The following is a 20,489-nucleotide window of genomic DNA, read 5'->3' on the forward strand; positions in this document are numbered from 1 at the left end:
GCCCTGTTCGCCGAAATCGGGGGAGCAGGACGACCAGATCGCGCCGATCGAGGCGGCCGCAAGCATGAAGGCGACCGTTTCGGGCACGTTCGGCATCATTGCGGCGACGCGGTCTCCTGATACGATGCCCTCGGCGCGCATGGCCTGTTGCAGTTTCGAGACCTGCTCATGCAGCCGGTCCCAGCTCCAGCGATCCTCTGCCTTGTCTTCTCCGCGAAAGATGATCGCGTCACCGCCCCCTTCGCCCGAGAGCAGGTTTTCGGCGAAGTTCAGCGTCGCGTCGGGAAAGAAGCGGGCGTCGAGCATGATCTCGTCATCGACAAGCACCCGTTCGCCGCGCTCGCCCTTGACGCCACAGAACTCCCAGACCGACGTCCAGAATTTGGCGCGTTCGGCGACCGACCATCCATGCAACTCGCCATAACTGGATAGTGAAAGGCCGAAGTCCCGGTTGCACTTCTGCATGAATGCGAAGATCGGGCTCGCTTCGACCGAGGCTCGCGAAGGGATCCAGAGTGGCTTATCGTCACGCATGCAGAACTCCTCTTGTTAGAGACCTATATAACACGCCATGAAGACGGATAAAGATGGCGGCCGATCGGGTCGCCCGGCTATCTATTTGCAACCGCCCGGCATTTGATATATCCGGAATTTCAGTACATTAACGGGCAGACGTCGAAAGACTGGCGAAACGCATGGGTACGTCCCGACCACCGCCGCGGCGGATAAAAATCAGGCCCGTCTCCCGCTGGCTGCCGGGCGTCGCCCGCGTCGGCACGGTCTCGCTGCTGGTCTTTCTCGCCGTCTTCGTTTCGCTTCGGGTCGCCGGCCCGTATGTGATCTCGACAGGGCTCGTGCGCTCTGGCATCGAGGATAGGCTGTCGCGATGGACGGGCTACAATGCCGAGATTTCCGGCCGGCCTGTCATCGAGTTCTGGCCGACGCCGCGCATCACCGTGAACAAGATTGCGGTGCGCCAGAAGGACGCTAACAACAAGCTGCTCGGCACGATCGAAAGCGTCTCGGCCGAGTTCAGCCTGATCGATGCCTTCAGGGGCAAGGCGAGCTTCCACGAATTCCATATCCTGCGCCCGAACCTGCTTTTGACGCGCGAGCGCGATGGCACCATCGACTGGACGAATGACGGCCAGCTGGCGCAGGCGATCGCCGGCGCGCAGGAAAAGAACGGCGAGGAAACGCTCGACACGACGCTTGATGCCGACATCGGCACCATCACCGTTGAAGACGGCACCTTGAATGTGACCGATATCGCCAGCGGCAAGACATATCGCTTCGATGGCGTGACCGCCGATATCGGCTGGCCGCGCCTGTCGAGCCCGATCGGCGCGGTGCTGATTGCTCGCACCAATGGCCTGGACCTGAAGCTGGATTTCTCGTCGCGCAGCCCCTTGCTGACCTTCGGCGGCAAGAATGCACCGCTGCGGGCCGCGCTGACATCGAACCTGGTGACGGCCAAGTTCGATGGCGTTGCCAACATTGCCCATCTATTCAGCCTGCAGGGCACGATGTCCGTCGGCATTCCGGATCTGCCGGCCTTGCTGACATGGGCGGGACGCGCACTGCCGGATGCGGCGACCCTCAAGGCATTTTCGATCGACAGCGATGTGACGTCTTCCGCTAACGGTTTTCGCTTCGATAACCTCACGCTCGGCATGAACGCCTCGAACGCCAATGGCGCCATGGATGTGAGCTTCGTGCCCGGCAAGCGCGCCAAGCTCGGTGGCACGCTGGCCTTCGACCAGATCAATTTCAAATCCCTGTTCGACGCCTTCGTGGTGCGGCTCGCCGCCGGCGAAGATCATGGACCGCCCGACGGCGGCGCCTTGCAGCAGCTCGATATCGACCTCAGGCTATCGGCCAAGCAGGCCGATCTCGTCCCCTTCAAGCTCGCCAATGTCGGCGCGAGCATCATCGTTTCCAGCAACGAGGCGCGGTTCGATATCGGCGACAGCCAGTTCGAAGGCGGTGCGCTGACTGCTCATATCGAGACCAAGCGCGGCGACTTCGATGGCGGCGGCAAGCTGCAGATGTCGATCCGGGGCGCGGATTTCGCCAGCCTGATCGAGCGCCTCAATCTCAAGGGTCCGTTGCCGCTCGCGACCGGTTCGCTCGACCTCTCGGTCAGCACCGCGCTGCCGATCTGGAAGGCGGGGCCGGCTGATGTAACTGGCAACATCCATTTCCGCGCGCAGGCAGGCTCGCTGCCTGGGTTCGATTCCGAGGCTGTGCGCAGCGAAGCGGCGAAGGCGGAATTCTTCGCGCTGAGCGCCGTATCGCATCGCTCCTTCGCGTTCGATCGCCTTGATATCGCGGCCGATCTCGACGACGGGGCCGCGCAGATCAAGCGCGGCCGGATCGAAGGGCCGCAGGAAACGATCACGCTGTCGGGTGTCATTCCCTATAAGTCGAGCGGGCTCGCACTCTCCGGCAAGATCATTGCGACCGATCCCGTCAACGACGCGACCTTCCCAGCCCTGCCGTTCTTTGTCGGCGGGTCCTGGCCGGATCCGGTCCTTTCGGCGCTGCCAAGCAACCAGCAACCGGGCAACCAGCAGCCGCCGCAGGAAGGCGCTACGAAATAATCACGGCGCGTTCGCCGCCGCCCGCTCGTCCCTCTCGCGCTGCAGCTCGCGCCGCTTGGTGATGACGGATGTGCAGACGACGCCGACCGCGACAATGCCGATCAGGATGGTGCAGACCGCATTGATCTCTGGCGTGACGCCGAGGCGCACCTGGCTGTAGATCTTCATCGGCAGCGTGGTGGCACCCGGACCGGACGTGAAGCTGGCGATGACGAGATCGTCCAGCGACAGGGTGAAGGCGAGGATCCAGCCAGACGCCACGGCGGGCGCGATGATCGGCAGGGTGATCTCGAAGAAGGTGCGTACCGGCGGCGAGCCGAGATCGAGCGCTGCTTCCTCGATCGACCGGTCGAAGGTGAGCAAGCGCGACTGGACGACGACGGCTACGAAGCACATGGTGAGCGTCGTATGGGCCAGCGTGATGGTCCAGAAGCCGCGGTCGAGGCCGATTGCCACGAAGAGCAGCAGCAGCGACAGGCCGGTGATGACCTCGGGCATGACCAGCGGCGCGTAGACCATGCCGGAGAACAGCATGCGGCCGCGGAAGCGCGTGTAGCGCACCAGCGTGATGGCGGCGAGCGTGCCGAGGATGGTGGCCGCGGTGGCCGAGAGCACGCCGACCCGTAGCGTCACCCAGGCGGCGTCGAGCAGCGCCTGGTTCTGGAAGAGCGACACGTACCACTTGGTCGAGAAGCCGCCCCAGACGGTGACGAGCTTCGATTCGTTGAACGAGAAGACGACGAGCAGCACGATCGGCAGATAGAGGAAGGCAAAGCCGAGCGTCACGGAGGCGACGTTGAAGCGGGTCCATTTCATCATGGTCTATCTCCCCTGCTCATCGGCCTTGGCCTGCACATTCTGGAAGAACACGATCGGGATCACCAGGATGAGAAGCAAGATGGTCGCCACGGCCGATGATACCGGCCAGTCGCGGTTGGAATTGAACTCGTTCCACAGTGTCTTGCCGATCATCAGCGTCTGCGATCCGCCGAGCAGATCGGGGATGACGAACTCGCCGACGGCGGGGATGAAGACCAGCATGCAACCGGCGACGACGCCTGGAAGCGACAGCGGGAAAGTCACGCGCCAGAAGGCCGTTATCGGCGGGCAACCGAGATCCTGCGCCGCCTCGATCAGCGTGCCGTCCATCTTCTCCAGCGAGGAATAGAGTGGCAGCACCATGAACGGCAGATACGAATAGACGATGCCGATATAGACCGCGATGTTGGTGTTGAGGATGATCAGCGGGCTGTCGATGACATGCAGCGACTGCAGCAGCTGGTTCAGCAGCCCCTCGGGCTTCAGGATGGCGATCCAGGCATAGACGCGGATCAGGAAGCTCGTCCAGAACGGCAGGATGACCAGCATCAGAAGCGTCGGGCGGATGCTGCGCGGGGCATTGGCCATGCCGTAGGCGATCGGATAGGCGATCAGCAGCGTCAGCAGCGTGGAGATGCCGGCGATGATGACACTCGAGAGATAGGCGTTGAAATAGAGCGGATCGTCGATCAGGTAGTGATAATTGTCGAAGGAGAAGCTCGCGATCTTGTCCCAGACATCGGCCCAGCTGTCGGAGAAGGAGAAGGCCGGATCATAGGGCGGCATGGCGATCGCCGTCGTCGACAGCGAGATGCGGAAGACGATGAAGAACGGCGCCAGAAAGAAGAGCAGCAGCCAGACGTAGGGAACGATGATGACGAGGCGGTTGTAGACGGATGATCCGAGCTTGCCCATGGCGTCAATCCTTCAACAGAACGCCGGCGTCCTCGGCGAAGGTGACCCAGACTTCCTGATCGTAGACGAAGGGATCATCGACCGCGCGCTGCGCGTTCAGCGACGATGCCTTGACCACCTTGCCGCTCTTCAGCTTCACATGGAAAACGGTCATGTCGCCGAGATAGGCGATATCCCAGAGCTCGCCCGAGGCGGCATTGATGCCAGGATTGGCCGGCGGAGTGCGCGTGACCTTCAGCTTTTCGGGACGGATGGCGAAGCCGGCGGCACTGCCGACCGGCAGCGGCTCCGCGCCCGACAGCTTGATGGTCAGGCTCTCGTCGATAGCGATCTCGACGCCGTTGGCATTGGAGGCCGTGACCTTGCCGTCGAAGATGTTCACGTCGCCGATGAAATCGGCCACGAAGCGCGAGTTCGGGGCCTCGTAGATTTCGGCCGGCGTCGCCACCTGAATAACCTTGCCGTGGCTCATGACGGCAATGCGGTCGGCCATGGTCATTGCCTCTTCCTGGTCGTGGGTGACGACGACGAAGGTGAGACCGAGGTTCTGCTGCAGGTCCATCAGCTCGAACTGGGTTTCCTCGCGCAGCTTCTTGTCGAGCGCGCCAAGCGGTTCGTCGAGCAGCAGCACCTTCGGGCGCTTGGCAAGCGAGCGGGCGAGCGCCACGCGCTGGCGCTGGCCGCCGGAAAGCTGGTTCGGCTTGCGGGACGCGAATTTCTCCAGCTTTACCATCTTCAGCATCTGCAGCACGCGTTCGCCGATCTCGTCCTTGGCCATGCCATCCTGGCGCAGGCCGAAGGCGATGTTCTTTTCGACCGTCATGTGCGGGAAGAGCGCGTAGGACTGGAACATCATGTTGACCGGCCGCTTATAGGGCGGCGTTCCGGCAAGGTCGGTGCCATCGAGGATGATCTCGCCCGAAGTCGGCTGCTCGAAACCAGCAAGCATGCGCAGCAGCGTGGACTTGCCGCAGCCGGATGCGCCGAGCAGCGCGAAGAACTCGCGGTGATAGATATTGAGCGACAGGTCGTCGACGGCGGTGAAATCACCGAAGCGCTTGGTGACGTTCTTGACCGAGATGAACGGCTTGGCGGCCGGATCGGCCCAAGGCGCAAAGGAACGGCGAATATTGCCGAGTGACTTCATGATTTTTCCCCGAAAACTGACCTGATCCAATGCGCCACTAAAAGAAATGCCCGAACCATCAGGTTCGGGCAGATCAGTGCATTACTGACCGGTGACGACTGTCGTCCACAGTCGCGTCACTGCACGCTGCGCTTTCGCATCGAGCGGCGGAACGGTGAATAGCTTCGCCATGACCTCGGGCGTCGGATAGATCGCGGTATCGTCGATCACTTCCTTGTCGAGCAGCGGCTGCGATGCCTTGTTACCGTTGGCGTAGAAGACGTAGTTCGATGCCTTGGCGGCGACCTCGGGCTTCATCATGTAGTTGATGAATTCATGCGCTTCCTCGACATGCGGGGCATCCTTCGGGATGCCGAAGACGTCGAAGAAGATCTGCGCGCCCTGGTTCGGCACCGAGTAATCGACCTTGACGCCGGAGTTGGCTTCGGTGGCGCGGTCGCGGGCCTGGAAGACGTCGCCCGAGAAGCCGAGCGCGATGCAGATATCGCCATTGGCAAGCGCGCTGATGTATTCCGACGAGTGGAACTTGCGCACGAAGGGACGAACGGCCATCAGCACGTCCTGCGCCTTCTTCAGGTCTTCGGTCTTCGTGCTGTTCGGATCGAGGCCGAGATAGGCGAGCACGGAGGGGATGACGTCGGTCGGGGAATCCAGCATGTATATGCCGCAATCCTTGAGCTTTGCGGCCTTTGCCGGATCGAAGAGAGCATCCCAGTTCGGCTTCTCATCCGTGCCGAGCGCTGCCTTCACCTTGTCGACATTGTAGCCGATGCCTGTCGTGCCCCACATGTAGTCGACGGCGTATTCATTGCCCGGATCGAAGGACGCCACACCCTTGGTGACCACGTCCCACATGTTGGAGAGGTTCGGCAGCTTCGACTTGTCGAGCTTCTGGTAGACACCCGCCGCGATCTGGCGCTGCATGAAGGATACCGTCGGCACCACGACGTCGTAGCCCGTGCCGCCGGCCAGAAGCTTGGCTTCCAGCGTCTCGTTGCTGTCGAAGGTGTCGTAGACGACCTTGATGCCGGTTTCCTTGGTGAAGTCTTCGAGGATGGAACTGTCGATATAATCGGACCAGTTGTAGACATTGACGACGCGGTCCGCGGCAACGGATGGCGTGATCGAAAGCCCAGTCACGAGAGCCGTGGCCGCGAGCTTTACGAGAATTGACCTCATGCTATCTCCTGCTTTTTGTTTGGGCACCGTTTTCCGCGGATGCCCTCCCTCTGGTTTTGGTTGCAGACTAGAAAGGATTTCTGGAGCCGACAAGCGCAAAATCCTGCACTCTCAATGATTTCGCTGTGACTGGACACCGGGACTAAAAGTCGAAGTTGCCAAGGCCCGAGACCATCTCATCGAGCCCCAACGGGCGTGTGACAGGCGGCTCGGCGCGCGAGAGACATCCGCGCCGTTCGCAAAGTCGACAGCCGGAGCCTGCCGTGATCGCCTTTTGCGCGGAAACCGCCCGGCCGTAGACCGTCCCCTCGCCCGCCGAAGCATCACAACCGACGAGAAGCGCCGTGCGGCGGACTCGCTCGCCGAACGGCGCGTTTGGGCCTTCCAGCGTGCGGGATATGGTGAGGTAGCGAGTATCATCCGGCATCTCGACCGTTTCGGCGAGAATCTGCCCGGGCTGGAGCAGCGCGACATGGACGTTGAGCTTGGGACAGTCGCCGCCGAAGCGCAGATGCGGGAAGCCCTGCGCGCCCGACCGCCGCAGCCGATGGCCGGCACCGTCGATCTCCATGGTGAAGAAGGAGACCGCCGAGGCGCCGGGGCGCTGCAGCATGGTCAGCCGGGTAGCCGCCTGCGCGAATGAGACGTTGAAGCGCACCCGCAGTATATCGATGTCGTAGGCCGCCGCCTGGGCCGCAGCGAGGAAGGGCGCGTAAGGCATGGTCAGCGCCAGCGCCGCATAGCGCGCAAGCTCGAAGCGGGCGATGCGTCTCGCCTCTTCGGTGGAGAGCATCAGGCCTTCGAGCTCGCTCACGATCGCCTCGCGCAACGCCAGCGTCGCGACTTCGATGGCGATCTCCTGCGCCTGATCTGCCGGCGACAGGCGTTCGGAAATGAAGAGCCGCATGGAGTGACGATCGAAACGGCGGCGCAGATCCGGCATAACGTGGATGGGGAGAACACGAACGCCGATGCCGCGCTCGGCGCGCAGCCACTCCTTGAATGTCGAGATGATATCGCGGGGATCGGAGAGCGCATGCAGGAACGCTTCCGCCGCCGTCTCGATGCGCGGGAAGTAAGCCGAGCGGCGCTCCAGCACGTCGCGCACCTCATCGGCCGGCAGCCGCGCACCCGACAGTGGCACCTGCCCCTCCCCTGCACTCAGAAGCGTAAGATCGGAGAGGCGGGCCGCCTGCTCGCGGTAAGCGCGGTAGAGCTTGATGACGCCGCTTGCCGCATTGGGTGCGGCTTCAGCGACTTCGACCAGCTCCTGATCGCCCGGCAACTCGCCCGACAGCAGCGGATCGGCGAAGACTTCCTTCAGCTGAGTGAGACTACCGCCGCTTTCGGCGCGCAGCTCCTCGAGATCGACCTTGTAGACCGCCGCGAGCTTCAGCAGCAGCTGCACGGTCAGCGGGCGCTGGTTGCGCTCGATCAGATTGAGATAGGACGGCGAGATTTCCAGCGCCTCGGCCATCGCCGCCTGCGTCACGCCGAGGCCGTTTCGGATACGGCGGACCTTGGGACCGGCAAACATCTTGCGCTCAGCCATGTGACAATCCTTTACAGAATATCCGGGTCGCAGAATTTACAAAACTTGACAAATTTACTGTCGAAACTTGTCACGTTCTTTGCATCGCTACCCCTATTCCATCGCACTTCTCCAGATAACTCTGGCCATATCCTGATGATTTGTAAATCCTGTCAATCAGCCAGATGGCCATGATGTTATGCAAGGAGGAAGACATGACAGAGTTTGACAAGCTTCACCGCAATATCCCCGCCAACCGCTTCGCCGGCATCGAGCGTCCCTATTCGGCCGATGATGTGAGACGGCTGCGCGGATCGGTCGAGCTTCGTTACTCGCTGGCCGAAATGGGCGCCAACCGGCTCTGGCAGCTGCTGCATCAGGACGACTTCGTCAACGCCCTCGGCGCGCTTTCCGGAAACCAGGCCATGCAGATGGTCCGCGCCGGACTGAAGGCGATCTATCTCTCGGGTTGGCAGGTCGCGGCCGACTCCAACACGGCATCGGCGATGTATCCCGATCAGTCGCTCTATCCAGCCAATGCCGGGCCGGAGCTTGCCAAGCGGATCAATAGAACGCTGCAGCGCGCCGACCAGATCGAGACCTCGGAAGACAAGGGGCTTTCGGTCGAGACATGGTTCGCGCCGATCGTTGCCGATGCCGAAGCCGGGTTCGGCGGGCCGCTCAATGCCTTCGAAATCATGAAGGCCTATATCGAGGCCGGTGTCGCGGGTGTTCATTTCGAGGACCAGCTGGCATCGGAAAAGAAGTGCGGCCACCTCGGCGGCAAGGTTCTGATCCCGACCGCCGCCCATATCCGCAATCTCGACGCCGCGCGCCTTGCCGCCGACGTCATGGGAGTGCCGACGCTCGTCATCGCCCGCACCGATGCGGAAGCCGCCAAGCTGTTGACCTCCGATATCGACGAACGCGACCAGCCTTTCGTCGACTACGATGCCGGCCGCACGGTCGAGGGCTTCTATCAGGTGCGCAACGGGCTGGAGCCGTGCATCGCGCGCGCCGTCGCCTACGCGCCGCATTGCGACCTGGTCTGGTGCGAGACGTCGAAGCCGGATCTGGAGCAAGCGCGGCGGTTTGCCGAGGGCGTGCACAAGGTGCATCCGGGCAAGCTCTTGGCCTATAACTGCTCGCCGTCGTTCAATTGGAAAAAGAACCTCGACGACGCGACGATCGCCAAGTTCCAGCGCGAGCTTGGTGCCATGGGCTACAAGTTCCAGTTCATCACGCTGGCGGGCTTCCACCAGCTAAACTTCGGCATGTATGAACTCGCCCGCGGCTACAAGGACCGGCAGATGGCCGCCTATTCGGAGCTGCAGCAGGCGGAATTCGCCGCCGAAGCGAACGGCTACACGGCGACCAAGCATCAGCGCGAAGTCGGCACCGGCTATTTCGACGCCGTGTCGTTGGCGATCACAGGCGGGCGGTCCTCGACCACCGCGATGGGGGAATCGACCGAGCACGCACAGTTCAAGCCAGCAGCCGAGTAACATCGATCAAAGGAGGAGAAAGCCATGCCTACGCTTGCACGCGTCAAGGAACGCGCAGAGGAACAATCCACCAGCATGACACCGGATCAGCAAGGCATGATCCGCATGCTCGCCAATGATCTGCACCGGTTGAACCAGTCGGTCATGAAGGCGGTCGATGCCGGCGTTTCGGTCGAGATCGTGCGATCCGCCCGCCATCACGGCGGCGATGGAAACTGGGGTGACCTGTTGATCCCGGTGATTGTTGCGGGCCGGTGCTGACTAGCCCCCAATCCGAACCTGCAACGCGGCGCCTAAGCTTCGGCTGGGGCGCTTTCCCGCGAAGAGATCGCCGTAGCTCTTCAACAGCTTGGTCATGCGATCGGTGACGGTGCGGATTTCCTGGCGATGCCGGTCTTCGTTGTTCATGACGATCCATTGCTGGTGGCGCAAGTCCGGTAGCTCCGGGCCGAGACGCTGCAGGTCTGGATCGAGATCGCCGACGAAACAGGGCAACACCGCCTTGCCGGCGCCGGCGCGGACGAGATCGAGCAGCGAGCGCGGGCGGTTGACGGTGGCGACGATGGCGCCCGCGGCATTGCGGTGCGGCCAGCGCAGATAGTTGGAGATAGCATCCTCCTCCCCGACAGCCAGCCAGCGTTCTTCCTGTTCGCCGGCATTGCGCCTGGCATAGACAGCGTAGGCCACCTCCCCCAGCAGCCGCGCGGCCAGATTGTTTTCCTCCGGCTCGAAGGCGCGGATGCCGATATCGATTTCGCGATAGTTCAGGTTGGCGCGCGCCTCACCTATCGTCAGCGACACCGCGAAATGGTCGCCGGGCATGCGGATGGCGCCAAAATTCTCGGCCATCAGCCAGGCGACCCAGGTGCCGGCGGCGATCCGCACGGTTGCTCCGACGCTGCTTGCCTGGCGCCAGGCATCCACCTTGCGGGCGGCGGCCTCCATGTCCTTCAGATGATCGAGCAGGGCCTGGCCATCCGGCGTCAGTCGGTAGCCCGTCTGGCTGCGAGAAAACAGTGTTCGGCCGATCTCCTGCTCGAGATCAAGCATTCGCCGGCCGATCGTGGCGGGGCTGAGCCCGTTTGCGGCCGCCGCCCCCGTCAGCCCGCCGAGACGCGCGACTTGCAGGAAGAGCTGAAAGGAATCCCATTGCGTGCTTTTCATCAGTGAAAAACATAGTGGGATTTCTTGCGTTTATGAAGCGAATTTTGACGAATACCCTGTGTCCATCTTCACCTGGAAAGGACACCGTCATGATTGAGCTATTGGCCTTCATCGAGCTCGCCAAACTCAACGAGAGGAATTTCGACCCGTATCGTGCGCGGGAAGAGGAAGCCTTCTACCAGGGCTTTGGGCAATCGCGGCTCGAGCGTTTTGTCGCTCGTCTTCTCGCCATGTTGCCCATGAAAAAGGGCCGCCCAACGGGCAGCCCTTCTATGATCAGACCTGATGGAGAACCGATCAGGCAGCGTTTCGCATGCGGACCTGCTGGGGCGCCGAAGACGCATCGATGCGGAACTGCTGTATCAGCGACATGAGCGCATCGGCTTCGCTCGCCAGCTGGCGGCTCTGCTCGGTGGTCTCTTCGACCATGGCCGCGTTCTTCTGCGTCATCTGATCCATCGCGTTGACGGAGCTGTTGACTTCCTGCAGGGCGGCCGACTGGTCGGCGCTGGCGGTGGCGATGGTTTCGACGTGCTTGCTGATCGCGATGATCTCGCTGCTGATCGAGGCCAGAACCGAGCCGGTCTTCTGCACCAGTCCGGAACCTGCCGCGACCTCGCGGGTCGAGGTTTCGATCAGGCTCTTGATCTCGCGCGCGGCATCGGCCGAACGCTGGGCAAGTTCGCGCACTTCCATGGCAACGACCGCGAAGCCCTTGCCGGCTTCCCCGGCGCGCGCCGCCTCGATGCCGGCGTTCAGCGCCAAGAGGTTGGTCTGGAAGGCGATGTCGTCGATCACCTCGATGATCTGCTCGATCTGCTTGGACGCCGCTTCGATGCGGTCCATTGCGGCGACAGTATCGCCGACCACGACAGTCGAGCTGTCCGCCGTCTTCTTGGTGACGATAACGGCGCTGTTTGCCTCGCGGGCGCGTTCGGCAGACGAGCGGACGGTGACGGTAATCTCTTCCACGGCAGCAGCGGTTTCCTCCAGGCTTGCGGCCTGGGCTTCGGTGCGCTTGGAGAGCTCATCGGCCGAGTGCAGCATGGAGCCGGAATTGCGGTGGATGGTCGCCGCGTTGTCCCGGATGCGCGAGAGCGTATCCTGCAGACGCTCGAGCGAGGCGTTGAAATCCACGCGCAGCTGTTCAAGCCGGCCGACGAAGGGCGTTTGGATCATTTCCGAGACATCGCCGCGCGACAGGCGACCAAGGCCCGCCGCGAGCTCGGTGACGGCAAACTGGATCTGGTCGTCGAGCGTGCGCTTTTCGGCGTCGTTGCGGCTGCGCTCCGCGTCGCTGAAGGCGCGCTGTTCGGCCGCCTGTGTTTCCAGCATGAGCCGAGCGCGAGCGCCGTCCTGGAATAGAGCGAGCGCCTTGCCAATCGCTCCGAACTCGTTCTCTTTCTCGGTGCAGGGAATCTTCGTGTCGAGATTTCCAGACGAGATCGTGTTGATGGCGCCCGTCAGGGTCTCAAGCGGACGGATCGTGGCGCGGATCGCAAAGTAGGCGATGACGCCCACGATCAGCAGGACCGCGAGGCCGACGCCGACAACCAGGGTCAGGAGCTGCTGCAGGCTGCTGTAGTAGACTTCCATCGGAATGCCGATGAAGAGGACGCCAACGGTGGTGCCCGCTGCACTCTTGACCGGGAAATAGCCGGTCATGAACTTCTTGCCGAAGAGATCAGCCGGGCCGTAATAGGCTTCACCCTTGGCGAGAGCCGCCTGCGCCGGATGGCCGGCAGCCAGCTTGGTGCCGACGGCGCGCTCACCGTTTTCCTTCTTAACGTTGGTCGAGACGCGGACGTAGTCATCGCCCTGACGCTCGAACACTGTGGCGTAGCCGGCGATGGAGGCGGCGGTGCGATCGACGAGCGCGTGGTCGCTGAGCGACGCCGGCAGCTTCTCTTCGCTGACGGCGACCAGCTTATTGTCGCGAACATCGACCTTCGCGGCCGGATCGCCAGCCGCATAGAGCACCGCCATGGCGCGACTTGCGTCCTTGGCATCGGTGACTGCGCTGGTCATGACGTACGCGCTAAGATTGTAGTAAGTTACAGAAACAATCGCCGCTGTACTGAAGACCAGAAGAGCAAGCGTAATCGCGACGATTTGCCGAACAATAGACGCTGAGAAGAAGCGAAGCATACAAAGACCCCTGAGGAATAATCGGGGCCGAAATTAGTGCTAAAGTTTTAAGATAAATCCCATGAAAACTGACGGGTGTCATGTCTGCGCAAACAAAAATGCATGGATGATTTCCTGCATATCCGCACCGGAGAAACGCAAATGGCTCCGTTTCCGGAGCCATCGCATGTTCCTATCGAAAGTATCTGCCGCGATCAGGCAGCGCGGTAGACCTTCTCCTGGCTACCGCTGTCGATTTTGAACTGCCTGATGAGGCTGAGGAGAGCATCGGCTTCGTTGGCAAGTTCGCGGCTGGCGGCCGTGGTTTCCTCGACCATCGCGGCGTTCTGCTGGGTCATCTGGTCCATCTGGTTGACCGTGGTGTTGACCTCCTGCAGGGCGCCGGACTGATCGTGGCTGGCGCGGGCGATGACCTCGACATGCTCGCTAATGGCGACGATCTGCGTGCTGATCTTTGCCAGCACCGTGCCGGTCTGCTGCACGAACTGCGAACCGGAGTTCACCTCGTTGGTCGATTTGTTGATCAGCCCCTTGATCTCCTGGGCGGCCGCGGCGGAGCGCTGCGCCAGTTCGCGGACTTCCATGGCAACGACGGCGAAGCCCTTGCCAGCTTCCCCAGCGCGCGCGGCCTCGATGCCGGCGTTGAGCGCCAGCAGGTTGGTCTGGAAGGCGATCTCGTCGATGACGCCGATGATCTGCTCGATCTGCTGCGAGGCTTCCTCGATGCGGGTCATCGCGTCGATCGCATTGTTGACGACGGTGGCGGAATCATCGGCACTGCGCTTGGCCTGGCGCACGACCTGATCGGCCTCCTTGGCGCGTTCGGCGGACGAGCGCACGGTAACGGTGATCTGATCGACGGCGGCTGCCGTCTCTTCCAGCGAGGCGGCCTGGTTCTCAGTGCGCTTGGCGAGGTCCTCGGCCGACTGGGCCATCTGGTTGCCATTGCCCTGGATCATTTCGACGTTATCGCGAATCTGGCTCATCGTAGCCTGAAGGCGCATCATAGAGCCGTTGAAATCCTGGCGAAGCTGTTCGAGACGGCCGATGAAAGGCGTGTCGATCGTGGTCGAGATATCGCCCTGCGACATGCGTTCGAGACCAGAAGCAAGCGCGTTGACGGCGAATTCGATCTGGCGGTCCATCTCGCGCTTTTCGGCGTCGTTGCGCTGGCGCTCGTGCTCGGAAGCGGCACGCTCCTCGTCGCTCTGCTCCTCGATGCGGATCTTGGAGATGGCGTTTTCCTTGAAGATGCCGAGCGCGCGGGCCATGTCGCCGATTTCGTCGTGGCGCTGTTCACCTGATATGCTGGTGTCGAGCGCGCCATCGGCGATGCGGCGCATGGCCGACGTGATCTGGCCGATCGGCCGCTGCAGGGTCAGCACCAGCGCGATACCGCCGACAACCGAGAGCAGGATGCCGAGGCCGGTCGTGAGAACGGAGATGCCGTTGGCCTGTGTGCGTTCGACGCCGGCCGTCTGCTTCTGCAATTCGGCAAAGGCGGTGAGTTCGCTCCAGACGGCGTTCAGCTGCGTGCGGGCCGAGGCGTAGTCGGCGACGCGCTGCTCGATGGTGGCGACGAGGCTTTCGGCATCCTTGTCCATCGAGGCAAGCGCCGGCGACATGGCGGCGACGATATCCTCGGCGAAGTTCATGCCCTTGGCGCTGGCAAGCAGCGTGTTGAGGTTGGTGCCAAGCGTCGCGATCTCCTGGTGCAGGCGAACGCGGTTGTCCTTGTCCGGCTTGGCGGCAAATTCGCCAAGGACCAGCTGCAGAGAATAGATCGCGCTTTCGAGGCGGCGCGTGTCTTCCAGCACGGAGTTGGTCTGGGCGATGCGGCTGTCGAGCTCGACGAAGGTGGTCGTGGCGGCACGCATCATCTGCGTTGCCGTCAGCTGGGTGTAGGTCGACATCTGGCGGAAGCGCGACACGAGACGGCCGAGATTGGCGATCGCCTCGTCGGTGCCGGCGTCGGCGGCGGTCGCCTGCGCCTTCACGTCGCTGATCGTCTGCGCCAGCGACTGCGTCATGCTCTTCTGGTTCTGCGGGACGGAGATCTCGATCAGGCGCTGGGCTTTCAGGATGCCCGGGAGCGCGTCGGTAACGACCTTGAGCTTGTCGGCCGGCAGTTGCGCCTTGCCGAAATCGGCCATCACGGTTGCCAGCGCATCGCCGCCCTTCAGGAGCCGGTCGGCGGCGCGGAGCGTCGCGGTGGCGTTGCCTTCGTCGTTGCGAATGTTCTCCTGCAGCTGCTGTGCGTCATAGTTGACGTTGAAGCGGCTGGAGATCATCACCTTCTGCGCTTCGTCGATCGACTTGCGCAGGGCGACTTCCTGTTCGTGCAGGGTCCAGAGCTTGCCGACGGTGTCGGAGATGCCGGAGGTTCCATCGGTGGCGGCCTGCAGATTGGCGCGGCCGGCATTGTCGCCGATCTGCTTCAGCGTGGCGCTCAGCGTCGCATGCTGCGTGGAAACATCGGCGTAGAGCTTGTCGCGCGCTTCCTCATTGGTCACGCGCAGGAAATCGTCCATGGAGCCGAAGAGATCCTTGAAACCGCTCAGCGACTGAAGAACGCTGTTGGAGATCTCCATTCGGCCCTGGAGCAGGCCGGATGCATAAAGGCCGGTGAAGCCGACTGCTGAAATGCTTAAAACAAACGGCAAGACGAAGATAAGGACCTTGGTCTTGATCCTGAAACGGGAAAGAATCCTGTCAATAAACATGGGGGTTCCGGCCTTCCATACACCACTCCTCCCACCGGCGGCGAGATTGCGCGTCGGCTGAGTGCATCGAACATTTTGGAACAATGGGGGATCGCGAGCGCATGCTCGGACGGCAATCATTGCCTGTCACACCACGCAAGATGCGAGGCGCCCATAAGTCATACTAAAGCTTTGCCGAAGATGCGTTAATTTTTATATAAGCTTAGGTAGCCGGATATCGCAGCAAACCGGGCGTTCACGCGCTTATAGTGCAGGCGCATCGGTGCGCCGCAAGATCTCGTTGTCTTGAAGAGGAGTGCCTTAGAGCATTCGCGGAAGGAAGAGCGCCATGACGGCGGCAGCGGCACTGGCGGCCAGGACGAAGTAGCGGATTGCGACAAGCCGTGTATCCGGCTGAGCCTTGGCAATTGCGATGGCGCGGGCGCGTCGTGTGTTCTTGTTCATCTGCAGAACCTCACTTCTCTATGTCACAACAATCCAACAAAAGACTGTGCTCGTAAAGCCTTATTTAGGAAGCCAATTTGAGCACGTCATCGGGACAGGATGGCGCACCCTGCTTAAGAACTCTTGAATCCTTCAACTGGTTTCATCTCTACGAAGAATAAGCTTTATAGACTGTCACCAGCCGCGACACCCGAAGCCCAGGCCCACTGGAAATTGTAGCCGCCGAGCCAACCGGTGACGTCGACGCACTCGCCGATGAAGTGGAGACCGGGCACCGCCTTGGCCTGCATGCTGCGGGAATCGAGTGCTGACGTGTCGATGCCGCCAAGCGTGACTTCGGCCGTGCGGTAGCCCTCTGAGCCCGAAGGCTTGATCGTCCAGTTCTGCGCGGCATCGACCAAGCGCGTCAGCACCTTGTCGGACATGTCGGCCATGTTGCCGGTGACGCCGGCGCGCTCGGTCAGATATTGCGCCAGGCGCTTGGGGAGCAGCTCGCCGAGCGCGGTCTGCGCCGACTGCCGACCATTCGCCTGCTTTGCCGCCTTCAGGTGAGCTAGGAGATCGACGTCGGGCTCGATATCGACGGTGATCTCGTCACCCTCGCGCCAATAGGACGAGATTTGCAAGATGGCCGGGCCGCTCAGGCCGCGATGGGTGAAGAGCAGCGCTTCGCGAAAGGCGGTCTTGCCGTGGCGTAGTTCAGCGGGGGCCGCGATCCCCGACAGCGGTGCGACGCTTTCGAGCAATTGCGGGTCGAGTGTCAACGGCACGAGGCCGGGGCGGGTTTCAATGAGAGGCAGGCCGAACTGTTCGGCGATGCGATAGGCGAAACCGGTCGCGCCCATTTTCGGGATCGACTTGCCGCCGGTGGCAATCACCAGCGAGGTGGCGTGATACTCGCCCTCGGAAGTCGAGACGCGAAAGCCGTCTTCGGTCTTTTCGACCGCGACGATCTCGGTGCGCAGCTCGAGCCTTGCGCCAGCCGCCTGCATCTCGTCAAGCAGCATGCGGATGATGTCCTTGGCGCTGTCGTCGCAAAACAGCTGGCCGAGCGTCTTCTCATGCCAGGCGATCCTGTGACGATCGACCATGGCGATGAAATCCGACGGCGTGAAGCGGGCCAGCGCCGACTTACTGAAATGCGGATTGGCCGAGAGGAAATTCTTCGGCGAGGCGTGAATATTGGTGAAGTTGCAGCGACCGCCGCCGGAGATGCGGATCTTGTCGCCGGGCGCCTTGGCGTGATCCAGAACGACCACCGAGCGGCCGCGCTGGCCGGCGCGGATGGCGCACATCATGCCTGCGGCGCCCGCGCCTATGACGATCACATCGCTTCTTCGCTGCACGGCTGTTTCCTTCGTCGAAAGGCGTCTTCTTTTTCCATCAATAGGCGAAAGTCAACGTGCCTCCCCCCTCGCCAATTGCCAAACTCCGGTTATTATGGCTGCAAGATCAACGCAAACCGGTGTGTCATGTCCCCAAAAAAGACGACGCTGAAGCCTGCCAAGAACGTTCCCGCCTCGAAGAAATCTCCCCCGGACCCTGGATATCTTCGCGGCGTGGCCTCCTGGAAGGAAGCAGCGCAGTTCTTGCGGGCACGCGGGATCGAAGACATCGAATGCATCACGCCGGACCTTGCCGGCGTGCCACGCGGCAAGATGATGCCGAGCTCGAAATTCACCTCGAACACCTCGCTGGCGCTGCCTTCGGCAATCTACCGCCACACGATTTCGGGTGAGTATCCAGAGGAGACCGAAAGCTTCCGCTACGAGCCGCGCGACAGCGATCTGAAGCTGGTGCCCGACCTTTCGACGCTTTCCGTCGTGCCGTGGGAGACGGACCCGACCGCGCAGGTGATCTGCGATATCGTCAGTGCCGATGGAGAAGAGGTCCCCTATACGCCGCGCAACGTCTTGAAGCGGATCATGAAGCTCTATCATGACCGCGGCTGGAAGCCGATCGTGGCGCCGGAGATCGAGTTCTATCTCGTCGCCAAGAACGACGACCCGGATTATCCGCTGCATCCGCCGAAGGGCCGCTCGGGTCGCGCCATTCTCGGTGGCCAGGGCTATTCGATCGCCGGTATCAACGAGTTCGACGAGTTGATCGACGACATCTACCACTTCTCCGAAAAGCAGGGGCTGGAGATCGACACGCTGATCCACGAGGAAGGACCGGCGCAGCTCGAGATCAACCTTCGCCACGGCAATCCGATCGAGCTTGCCGACCAGGTCTTCATGTTCAAGCGGACGATCCGCGAGGCGGCGATGAAGCACGGCATTTACGCCACGTTCATGGCCAAGCCGATGCAGGGCCAAGCCGGATCGGCGATGCACATCCACCAGTCGGTCATCCACGAGGACACGGGCAAGAACGTGTTTTCCAACCCCGACGGCTCGCCCTCGAAGGAGTTCTTCCACTTCATCGGCGGCATGCAGAAATACGTGCCGAGCGCGCTCTGCATGCTGGCGCCATACGTCAACTCCTACCGTCGCCTGACGCCCGACATGTCGTGCCCGGTGAACAACGCCTGGGGCTACGACAACCGCACGACGGCGTTCCGCGTGCCGGTGTCCGATCCGCAGGCGCGGCGTGTCGAGAACCGGCTACCGAGTTCCGACGCCAACCCCTATCTGGCGCTCGCGGCATCGCTCGCCTGCGGCCTCTTGGGCATCATGAAGGAAATTGAACCGACAGCGCCGACCGAGGATTCGGCCAACGAAGGCTCGATCGACCTGCCGCGCGGGCTGCTTGAGGCCGTCGCGCTGATGGAGGACGAGCCCGCGTTCGAGGAAGTGTTCGGCCGCGAGTTCATCGGGCTCTACGCCGGCGTCAAGCGCGGCGAGTTCGAGACCTTCATGCAGGTGATCAGCCCGTGGGAACGCGAATTCCTTCTGCTCAACGTGTGAGGATGGCACCATGACATCCGAACAGAAATGGCAGAGCCCGATCGCGCCCGGCATTTCGTGGTATCAGGCAACGGCGGGCGAGCGGCCCACCTACCCTGAACTCGACGGATCGAAAACATGCGACGTCGCCATTATCGGCGGCGGTTATACCGGGCTGCAGGCGGCCTATCATCTCGCCAAGGCGGGCGTGTCGGTGGTGCTCATCGAGGCCTGCCGGTTCGGCGATGGTGCGTCTGGCCGCAACGGCGGGCAGCTCGGCACCGGGCAGCGCTCCTGGCCGGAGGAGCTCGAAGAAGAGATCGGCTTCGAGCGCTCGAAGGCGCTGTTCGACCTGGCCGAGGACGCCAAGAAGCACCTCCTCACCTTCGCGACCGAGCACCAGATCGACATCGATTTCATGCCCGGCCAGATGAACGTGGCGCATAAGGCCAGCTACGAGAAGGACTTTCGCGACAATGCGGAGATCGCAGCGACCCGCTACGGCTACGAACATGCCACCTTCATGGACCGCGCGGAAACGCAGGAGCGGCTGGGGTCGACGCGCTTTTTCTGCGGCGTGCGCGACACCGGCACCGGCCACATTCACCCGCTGAAGCTCCTGATCGGGCTGGCGCGGGCGGCTGCGGCTTCCGGCGCTCAGGTCTTCGAAATGACGAAGGCGACGGCGATCCGCCAGGGCGGCGGCAAGGTGACGATCGACACGCCGCGCGGGCAGATCACAGCCGACAAGGCATTGATTGCCTGCAACGGCTATATCGACAATCTCGAACCTGTTACCGCAAGCCATGTCATGCCGATCCGCTCCTTCATCGGCGCGACTGTGCCGCTCGGCGAGAAGTCCACGGTCATTCCTGGTAGCGAAGCGGTCGCCGATTCGCGTTTCGTCGTGCGCTACTTCCGAAAATCCAAGGACGGGCGGCTGTTGTTTGGTGGCCGCGAAGCCTATACGGCGGACAATCCGCGCGATATTTCCGAGCACATCCGCCGTCAGATCGCTGAAATCTATCCCGAACTCGGCAATGTCGAGATCACCCATGCCTGGGGCGGATCGGTCGCCATCACCATGCCGCGGCAGCCCTTCGTGCGCGAGGTGATGCCCGGCGTAACCTCGATCGGCGGCTATTCCGGCCATGGCGTGATGCTTGCGAACTATTGCGGGCGGCTCTATGCCGAAACTGTGATCGGGAAATCCAGGGACCTCGAGCTGTTCAAGGCGCTGAAAATCCCGGCCTTCCCGGGTGGTCCGGCGATGCGCGCGCCCCTGCTCTTCCTGGCGCTTTCGTGGTTTGCGCTGCGCGACAAGTTTTAGTCAGATTGCGGATTTCCTCACGAGGCTTTTCGATCTAAAACCAGTGCCGGACAAATTCGTTGCAGCGCACACTGGCTTTTTTAAATCGATTAG

The 20,489-nt window shown here is 62.0% G+C and carries 16 protein-coding genes; 5 read left to right on the plus strand and 11 right to left on the minus strand.

The window, feature by feature from the left end; all coding sequences use genetic code 11:
• Nucleotides 1-534 (minus strand): AMP-binding protein (locus B3605_RS09000; protein ID WP_296433547.1); only part of this gene is annotated, 534 nt, incomplete at its 3' end.
• Nucleotides 535-695: 161 nt separating this feature from the next.
• Here B3605_RS09000 and B3605_RS09005 point away from each other — a divergent pair.
• On the plus strand, nt 696-2,603 hold the full coding sequence (locus tag B3605_RS09005) for an AsmA family protein (protein ID WP_112942737.1): 1,908 nt from the start codon (nt 696-698) through the stop codon (nt 2,601-2,603).
• Here the strand turns inward: B3605_RS09005 and B3605_RS09010 are convergent, their stop codons facing one another.
• From B3605_RS09010 to B3605_RS09030, 5 genes are all read right to left on the minus strand, one after another.
• The gene (locus tag B3605_RS09010; RefSeq protein ID WP_018898485.1) at nt 2,604-3,422 is read right to left on the minus strand and encodes an ABC transporter permease; all 819 of its coding nucleotides are present in this window, start codon (nt 3,420-3,422) and stop codon (nt 2,604-2,606) included.
• A 3-nt stretch (nt 3,423-3,425) separates the two neighbouring features.
• On the minus strand, nt 3,426-4,337 hold the full coding sequence (locus B3605_RS09015) for an ABC transporter permease subunit (protein ID WP_018898484.1): 912 nt from the start codon (nt 4,335-4,337) through the stop codon (nt 3,426-3,428).
• 4 nt (nt 4,338-4,341) lie between these two features.
• Nucleotides 4,342-5,484, minus strand: coding sequence for an ABC transporter ATP-binding protein (locus B3605_RS09020; RefSeq protein WP_112942738.1), 1,143 nt, complete (start codon nt 5,482-5,484; stop codon nt 4,342-4,344).
• A gap of 81 nt (nt 5,485-5,565) precedes the next feature.
• Complete coding sequence (locus B3605_RS09025; RefSeq protein ID WP_018898482.1) at nt 5,566-6,663, minus strand: polyamine ABC transporter substrate-binding protein; 1,098 nt, start codon at nt 6,661-6,663, stop codon at nt 5,566-5,568.
• 142 nt (nt 6,664-6,805) lie between these two features.
• Nucleotides 6,806-8,215 carry a helix-turn-helix domain-containing protein gene (locus tag B3605_RS09030; RefSeq protein ID WP_112942739.1) on the minus strand — a complete coding sequence of 470 codons (1,410 nt, stop codon included), beginning with the start codon at nt 8,213-8,215 and terminating at the stop codon, nt 6,806-6,808.
• Nucleotides 8,216-8,409: 194 nt separating this feature from the next.
• Between B3605_RS09030 and aceA the strand changes: the two genes are divergently transcribed.
• Together aceA and B3605_RS09040 are read left to right on the plus strand one after the other, a co-directional pair.
• On the plus strand, nt 8,410-9,699 hold the full coding sequence (aceA, locus tag B3605_RS09035; protein ID WP_112942740.1) for an isocitrate lyase: 1,290 nt from the start codon (nt 8,410-8,412) through the stop codon (nt 9,697-9,699).
• A gap of 24 nt (nt 9,700-9,723) precedes the next feature.
• Nucleotides 9,724-9,960, plus strand: a complete 237-nt coding sequence (locus B3605_RS09040; protein ID WP_112942741.1) for a hypothetical protein — start codon at nt 9,724-9,726, stop codon at nt 9,958-9,960.
• On the opposite strand, the gene B3605_RS09045 is transcribed toward B3605_RS09040, so the two are convergent.
• The 5 genes from B3605_RS09045 to B3605_RS09065 all read right to left on the minus strand — a co-directional run bounded on the left by B3605_RS09045 (nt 9,961) and on the right by B3605_RS09065 (nt 17,524).
• On the minus strand, nt 9,961-10,863 hold the full coding sequence (locus B3605_RS09045; RefSeq protein ID WP_296433548.1) for a LysR family transcriptional regulator: 903 nt from the start codon (nt 10,861-10,863) through the stop codon (nt 9,961-9,963).
• Between the two features lie 297 nt (nt 10,864-11,160).
• Nucleotides 11,161-13,011 (minus strand): methyl-accepting chemotaxis protein, encoded by a 1,851-nt coding sequence (locus B3605_RS09050; protein ID WP_112942743.1) that lies wholly within the window; start codon nt 13,009-13,011, stop codon nt 11,161-11,163.
• Between the two features lie 194 nt (nt 13,012-13,205).
• Nucleotides 13,206-15,734 (minus strand): methyl-accepting chemotaxis protein, encoded by a 2,529-nt coding sequence (locus B3605_RS09055; RefSeq protein WP_112942744.1) that lies wholly within the window; start codon nt 15,732-15,734, stop codon nt 13,206-13,208.
• Between the two features lie 300 nt (nt 15,735-16,034).
• Nucleotides 16,035-16,178: a hypothetical protein gene (locus tag B3605_RS09060; protein WP_018898475.1), complete on the minus strand. Its 144-nt coding sequence runs from the start codon at nt 16,176-16,178 to the stop codon at nt 16,035-16,037.
• 164 nt (nt 16,179-16,342) lie between these two features.
• Nucleotides 16,343-17,524 carry an NAD(P)/FAD-dependent oxidoreductase gene (locus B3605_RS09065; protein WP_112942745.1) on the minus strand — a complete coding sequence of 394 codons (1,182 nt, stop codon included), beginning with the start codon at nt 17,522-17,524 and terminating at the stop codon, nt 16,343-16,345.
• 126 nt (nt 17,525-17,650) lie between these two features.
• On the opposite strand from B3605_RS09065, the gene B3605_RS09070 reads away from it, so the two are divergent.
• Nucleotides 17,651-19,087, plus strand: a complete 1,437-nt coding sequence (locus B3605_RS09070; RefSeq protein ID WP_018898473.1) for a glutamine synthetase family protein — start codon at nt 17,651-17,653, stop codon at nt 19,085-19,087.
• A 10-nt stretch (nt 19,088-19,097) separates the two neighbouring features.
• Nucleotides 19,098-20,396 carry an NAD(P)/FAD-dependent oxidoreductase gene (locus tag B3605_RS09075; protein ID WP_112942746.1) on the plus strand — a complete coding sequence of 433 codons (1,299 nt, stop codon included), beginning with the start codon at nt 19,098-19,100 and terminating at the stop codon, nt 20,394-20,396.
• The last annotated feature ends 93 nt before the right edge of the window (nt 20,397-20,489 follow it).

This window comes from Rhizobium sp. UBA1881, assembly GCF_002338015.1.
Classification (GTDB): domain Bacteria; phylum Pseudomonadota; class Alphaproteobacteria; order Rhizobiales; family Rhizobiaceae; genus Rhizobium.

Excerpts from the sequence above, each read along its gene's own strand:
- B3605_RS09005 (WP_112942737.1), top strand. The coding sequence starts at position 696 with ATGGGTACGTCCCGACCACCGCCGCGGCGGATAAAAATCAGGCCCGTC.
- B3605_RS09010 (WP_018898485.1), bottom strand. The coding sequence starts at position 3,422 with ATGATGAAATGGACCCGCTTCAACGTCGCCTCCGTGACGCTCGGCTTT.
- B3605_RS09015 (WP_018898484.1), bottom strand. The coding sequence starts at position 4,337 with ATGGGCAAGCTCGGATCATCCGTCTACAACCGCCTCGTCATCATCGTT.
- B3605_RS09020 (WP_112942738.1), bottom strand. The coding sequence starts at position 5,484 with ATGAAGTCACTCGGCAATATTCGCCGTTCCTTTGCGCCTTGGGCCGAT.
- B3605_RS09025 (WP_018898482.1), bottom strand. The coding sequence starts at position 6,663 with ATGAGGTCAATTCTCGTAAAGCTCGCGGCCACGGCTCTCGTGACTGGG.
- B3605_RS09030 (WP_112942739.1), bottom strand. The coding sequence starts at position 8,215 with ATGGCTGAGCGCAAGATGTTTGCCGGTCCCAAGGTCCGCCGTATCCGA.
- aceA (WP_112942740.1), top strand. The coding sequence starts at position 8,410 with ATGACAGAGTTTGACAAGCTTCACCGCAATATCCCCGCCAACCGCTTC.
- B3605_RS09040 (WP_112942741.1), top strand. The coding sequence starts at position 9,724 with ATGCCTACGCTTGCACGCGTCAAGGAACGCGCAGAGGAACAATCCACC.
- B3605_RS09045 (WP_296433548.1), bottom strand. The coding sequence starts at position 10,863 with ATGAAAAGCACGCAATGGGATTCCTTTCAGCTCTTCCTGCAAGTCGCG.
- B3605_RS09050 (WP_112942743.1), bottom strand. The coding sequence starts at position 13,011 with ATGCTTCGCTTCTTCTCAGCGTCTATTGTTCGGCAAATCGTCGCGATT.
- B3605_RS09055 (WP_112942744.1), bottom strand. The coding sequence starts at position 15,734 with ATGTTTATTGACAGGATTCTTTCCCGTTTCAGGATCAAGACCAAGGTC.
- B3605_RS09060 (WP_018898475.1), bottom strand. The coding sequence starts at position 16,178 with ATGAACAAGAACACACGACGCGCCCGCGCCATCGCAATTGCCAAGGCT.
- B3605_RS09070 (WP_018898473.1), top strand. The coding sequence starts at position 17,651 with ATGTCCCCAAAAAAGACGACGCTGAAGCCTGCCAAGAACGTTCCCGCC.
- B3605_RS09075 (WP_112942746.1), top strand. The coding sequence starts at position 19,098 with ATGACATCCGAACAGAAATGGCAGAGCCCGATCGCGCCCGGCATTTCG.